Source organism: uncultured Gimesia sp. (assembly GCF_937919775.1).
Lineage (GTDB): Bacteria > Planctomycetota > Planctomycetia > Planctomycetales > Planctomycetaceae > Gimesia.
On record NZ_CALFPF010000732.1, the window covers coordinates 1 to 3,226 of the forward strand.

General features: G+C 47.1%; 4 protein-coding genes. 2 read left to right on the forward strand and 2 right to left on the reverse strand.

Annotation, left to right across the window (positions count from 1 at the left end):
- Together Q0294_RS20630 and Q0294_RS20635 are read left to right on the forward strand one after the other, a co-directional pair.
- Positions 1-672, forward strand: a 672-nt coding sequence (locus tag Q0294_RS20630) for a sigma-70 family RNA polymerase sigma factor (RefSeq protein WP_299469222.1), incomplete at its 5' end; no start/stop codon positions are given.
- A gap of 210 nt (positions 673-882) precedes the next feature.
- The gene (locus Q0294_RS20635; RefSeq protein WP_299469223.1) at positions 883-1,593 is read left to right on the forward strand and encodes a C4-type zinc ribbon domain-containing protein; all 711 of its coding nucleotides are present in this window, start codon (positions 883-885) and stop codon (positions 1,591-1,593) included.
- A gap of 19 nt (positions 1,594-1,612) precedes the next feature.
- Here the strand turns inward: Q0294_RS20635 and Q0294_RS20640 are convergent, their stop codons facing one another.
- Positions 1,613-2,551, reverse strand: coding sequence for a prenyltransferase/squalene oxidase repeat-containing protein (locus Q0294_RS20640; RefSeq protein ID WP_299469225.1), 939 nt, complete (start codon positions 2,549-2,551; stop codon positions 1,613-1,615).
- A 384-nt stretch (positions 2,552-2,935) separates the two neighbouring features.
- Positions 2,936-3,226 (reverse strand): hypothetical protein (locus tag Q0294_RS20645; protein WP_299469227.1); only part of this gene is annotated, 291 nt, incomplete at its 5' end.

Genomic DNA, 3,226 nt, shown 5'->3' on the forward strand with positions numbered 1-3,226 from the left:
CGAGCCGTCGATAAATATGAATATCGTCGTGGTTATAAATTCTCGACTTATGCCACCTGGTGGATCAGACAGGCGATTACGCGAGCCATTGCCGATCAGGCGCGCACGATTCGGATTCCCGTGCATATGATTGAGACCATGTCCAAATTGAGGAAGGTCAGCAAGCAACTGCTGCAGGAAAACGGGCGCGAGCCCACAATGGAAGAAACGGCAGAAGTGGCGGGCATCAGTCTGGAAGAAACGCGACGCGTGCTCAAAATCTCCCGTCATCCCATCAGCCTGGATCGACCCGTGGGTGAAAGTGAAGACAGCTACTTTGGTGATTTCATCGAAGATTCTGATTCGGACAGCCCTGTCAACACAGCCAGCCAGGAGATGCTCAAAGATAAAATCGATCATGTTTTGAAAACGCTGACTTACCGTGAGCGTGAAATCATCAAACTTCGGTTTGGTTTAGGAGACGGTTATACCTATACCCTGGAAGAAGTCGGCCGGATTTTCAAAGTGACACGCGAACGTGTCCGGCAGATTGAAGCCAAGGCGGTCAGAAAATTACAACATCCGGTCCGCAGTAAACAATTACAAGGCTTTATTGAGGGCCTGGTTCCCGAATGGGGGCAGTCTGAGCCCGAACTGGAAGAAGTAGACGCCACGGCATCTGCCAGCATCTGAAATTCAAACGCCGATCATTTTTGATCGGCGTTTTTTTATTGCTCCGGATCAGCGGTTTTCGTTTTATTGTTCATGTGACGCTGAGAAGATCTGTCAGTTTTCCTGCGTGTGTCTGGCTATTTCCAGCAATAATCTTTATAACAAAGCAAGTGCATTGAGGCAGCTAATATACTGCCTCTCAAAAAATAAGTGTTTCTGGAGTTCTTTAACATGTCAACGACTGCCGCCGGTTTGAAAGCCTTACACCATCTTTATTTAAGATTGCATGAGGTCAATGAAAAATTAGAGCTGGGCCCGAAGCGAATCAAATTTAAAGAACAGTTCGCTTTGCAGCAGGAAGACAAACTCAAGACGGCTCAGGAACAGGTTACTCAGTTGAAAAAGCAGGTCCAGCAGAAGAATCTGGACTTACATTCCAATGAGGCAAAAATCCTTAATTTAAAGGGAAAACTGAATACGGCTTCGTCAAATAAAGAGTTTGACATTATTAAGGGACAAATTGAAGCAGATCAAATGGCGAATAGTGTCCTGGAAGATGAAATTCTGGAGTTGATGGAAAAAATTGACGCCGCGGAAACCGAAGTTCAGTCCTGGGTCACAAAAAAAGACACGGCACGCGAAGATGCCAAAAAAATAGCGCAGGAATTCGAAGCAGCCCGTAATTCACTGGATGAAGAAATCCAGGAATGCAAAGCGGCCATCGCCGATGCTGAACGAATTATTCCGGATAACATCAAGGTCCAGTTTGCACGACTCGTGCGGGGACATGGTTCGGGGGCCCTGGCGAGTGTGGAAGGTAAGTTTTGCTCCGCCTGCAATGTAATGATCGAACCGCAGTTGCGCGTGGAACTGAACTCGGGTCGGCTTGTTTTCTGTAAGTCTTGCGGGCGTTTACTTTATATGGAAGATGCGCAGGATTAAGTCCGGCTGTCTGCTCTGGTTATGTCGAAAGCAGTGCCAGTACCCCCAGGCCATAAAACGTATATTCCACATCGGCCTGTTCATCCCAGCTGGCGCCGCGGAACCCTCCCGTCGGAAACTCAAGCCACTCGGTCATGAATTTCATCAATTGACTTCGATCGACGAGAGATGTTAAGTCGAGGTCCAGATCCTGTGCCGTCAGCAATCCGGTGAACGTTGATAAACCATCGGCAAAGGGAATGCGGGTGTTCGCCTGAAAGCCTCCTTCGGAACTTTTGACCTGGGTCAGGAATTCGCGCACGTCCTCTTTCAGTTCGTCATCCATCGAGTTCAGTATCATTAATGTCGCGACAGCGGCCGCGGTGGGGTTCGTGCCACTGCGTTTCATGGGTGTAATTTCTACAAAACCACCATCGTCGCGCTGCCTGTCGTAAAGGAACTGGATCAAATCGTTCTGACCGGGAATCTCAAGGCCGATTAACTGGTAGATCAATACCACCAGGAATGTATGGTAGGTACTTCCCAGGGCGCCCTGTTCTGATTTCGCATAACCGCCGTCGTTTGTTCTCAAGCGTTCCAGATTGCGGGAAATCTGCGAATTCCAGTTTTCAGGTGCCTCAGACAGGAGATCTTCTCCCCCCGAGGCCTGAATGATCAGTGCGCAGTACAGCCAACTGAGCAAATCGATGGTCGACAGGTTGTCGATCTGAAATTGTCTGAGAAACCGGCTGATCTGAATACATTCCTGCTTTTCAACACCTCCCAGGATTCCCAGACTGCGAACCGCGAATCCCGTGTAATAGAGATCGGAGCCGCCGTCTCTCCCGGAAAATCCGCCATCTGCCTGCTGTTGCGTGAGGATAAATGAGCGATGTTTTTCCAAAGCGGCTGGTGGCATTTTTGCCAGACCCGCTGCCAGGCGCAGAGCCAGTTTGACTAAATAAGGTTGATTACTCATAGAGATAGTATGCCGTTTCGCCTCGTAAAAAGGGCTCGAAAGGGACAAAAAGTTGAAGTTTTTAACCGACTATTTTGAAAATTGTCAAAAAAATCGCAGTGGAAATGTCAAATTCGTCTTTCGTCGGATTTGAAATTTGAATATGTTCCCGCCCAACATCTCTTAAACTCAAAGAATCAATCTCTCTCTGGGCTGAGAAGTAAGTAAACCATTCGGGAATATCTTCTTTTCAGTTCAAAACGGGTCAGCCTTACCTCAAGGGTGATCAACCGATTCTTCCGGGTCACATTTCAACTTAAAAATAACCTGTTAACTAATCAAATAAAAGTAACACGTCTCCGTTAAAAAGCGCATTTTTTCCGGTTCGTGTCACAACATATCCAATCAGTGCGACCAGTTTCTATCCTCCGATAGCAATGTAATGATCAACCTTTCCTCTCTCATGATGATTACAAGCCGGTCTTGCTGAATTAAATCCTGTAAACAATTGATTTTTTCAAGACGTTCAAGCACAGAATCGTAAATTCTCAGTGGCTGCTTTTCTGCCGTTGGTGAATCTGTCTGTACTTGAGTGTCAGTGTGTAGTGTAGTTACGACTTGGTAGATTGAGTCTGTGGAGGTTCCTCCTCGACTTGTTACTGAATTCGGAAGATTACCCGTTGAGATAATCTCATG

Excerpts from the sequence above, each read along its gene's own strand:
- Q0294_RS20635 (WP_299469223.1), top strand. The coding sequence starts at position 883 with ATGTCAACGACTGCCGCCGGTTTGAAAGCCTTACACCATCTTTATTTA.
- Q0294_RS20640 (WP_299469225.1), bottom strand. The coding sequence starts at position 2,551 with ATGAGTAATCAACCTTATTTAGTCAAACTGGCTCTGCGCCTGGCAGCG.